A 1,772-nucleotide genomic window follows, 5' to 3' on the forward strand; every position below is an offset into this window, starting at 1 on the left:
CATGAGCATGACCGTTGAAGAGCGCAAGGCCGCCAACAAGGCCTTGATCGATGAAGTCCTGAAGGCCTATCCCGAGAAGATGGCCAAGCGTCGCGCCAAGCACCTCAACAACTATGAAGAGGGCAAGCCCGACTGCGGCGTCAAGTCCAACATCAAGAGCCTGCCGGGTGTCATGACCATCCGCGGCTGCGCCTACGCCGGCTCCAAGGGCGTGGTGTGGGGCCCGATCAAGGACATGATCCACATCTCCCACGGCCCCGTGGGCTGCGGCCAGTATTCCTGGGCCTCGCGGCGCAACTACTACATCGGCGTGACCGGTGTGGACACCTTCGTGACGATGCAGTTCACCTCCGACTTCCAGGAGAAGGACATCGTCTTCGGCGGCGACAAGAAGCTCGACAAGATCATCGACGAGATCCAGGACCTGTTCCCGCTGAACAAGGGCATCTCCATCCAGTCGGAGTGCCCCATCGGCCTGATCGGCGACGACATCGAAGCCGTGTCGAAGAAGAAGAGCAAGGAGCACGGCAACCACACCATCGTCCCGGTGCGTTGCGAAGGCTTCCGTGGCGTGTCGCAGTCGCTGGGCCACCACCTGGCCAACGACGCCATCCGCGACTGGGTCTTCGACGGCACGACCAAGAAAGAGCGCGAGTTCGAGAGCACCCCGTACGACGTCACCATCATCGGTGACTACAACATCGGTGGCGACGCCTGGTCCAGCCGCATCCTGCTCGAAGAGATCGGCCTGCGCGTGATCGCCCAGTGGTCGGGCGACGGCACCATCGCCGAGCTGGAGAACACCCCCAAGGCCAAGCTCAACCTCATCCACTGCTACCGCTCGATGAACTACATCAGCCGGCACATGGAAGAGAAGTACGGCATTCCCTGGGTCGAGTACAACTTCTTCGGCCCCACCAAGATCGCCGAGAGCCTGCGCAGCATCGCCAGCCACTTCGACGACAAGATCAAGGCCAACGCCGAGGCCGTGATCGCCAAGTACCAGCCGATGGTGGACGCCGTCATCGCCAAGTACAAGCCGCGCCTGCAAGGCAAGACCGTGATGCTGTACGTGGGCGGCCTGCGCCCGCGCCACGTCATCGGCGCCTACGAGGACCTGGGCATGGAGATCGTCGGCACGGGCTACGAGTTCGCCCACAACGACGACTACCAGCGCACCACGCACTACATCAAGGACTCCACGCTGATCTATGACGACGTGACCGGCTTCGAGTTCGAGAAGTTCGTCGAGGGCCTCAAGCCCGACCTCGTGGGCTCGGGCATCAAGGAAAAGTACGTCTTCCAGAAGATGGGCGTGCCCTTCCGCCAGATGCACTCCTGGGACTACTCCGGCCCCTACCACGGCTACGACGGCTTCGCCATCTTCGCGCGTGACATGGACATGGCCATCAGCTCGCCGATCTGGAAGCTCACGCAAGCCCCGTGGAAAAAGGCGGCCTGAGCAACACCTTCGTCATGCCCGCGTAAGCGGGCATCCACGAACGCCGGGATGCTGCCCGGCACTCGTGGACACCCGCTTTCGCGGGTGTGACGGAACTCATTGAGATCACGTCACTGGAGAGATTCAAATGCCCCAAAGCGCAGACCAGATCAAGGACCACGAGCTGCTGTTCCGCGAGCCGGAGTACCAGGAGCTGTTCGCCAACAAGAAGGCCAACTTCGAGTTCAACCACTCCGAGGTCAAGATCGCCGAGATCCGCGACTGGACCAAGTCCAAGGAGTACAAGGAAAAGAACTTCGCCCGCGAAGCG

The 1,772-nt window shown here is 61.6% G+C and carries 2 protein-coding genes; both read left to right on the forward strand.

What is annotated here, in order from left to right; translation table 11 throughout:
- The first annotated feature begins 1 nt into the window (after window position 1).
- Complete coding sequence (nifD, locus tag SM757_RS34750) at window positions 2-1,462, forward strand: nitrogenase molybdenum-iron protein alpha chain (RefSeq protein WP_066343491.1); 1,461 nt, start codon at window positions 2-4, stop codon at window positions 1,460-1,462.
- A gap of 127 nt (window positions 1,463-1,589) precedes the next feature.
- On the forward strand, window positions 1,590-1,772 hold a 183-nt coding region (locus tag SM757_RS34755; RefSeq protein ID WP_322468828.1), incomplete at its 3' end, for a DUF3364 domain-containing protein.

It is taken from the genome of Azohydromonas lata (assembly GCF_034427735.1).
GTDB classification, from domain to species: Bacteria; Pseudomonadota; Gammaproteobacteria; order Burkholderiales; family Burkholderiaceae_C; genus Azohydromonas; species Azohydromonas lata.

Coding starts and splice junctions, on each gene's coding strand:
- nifD (WP_066343491.1), top strand. CDS start 2: ATGAGCATGACCGTTGAAGAGCGCAAGGCCGCCAACAAGGCCTTGATC.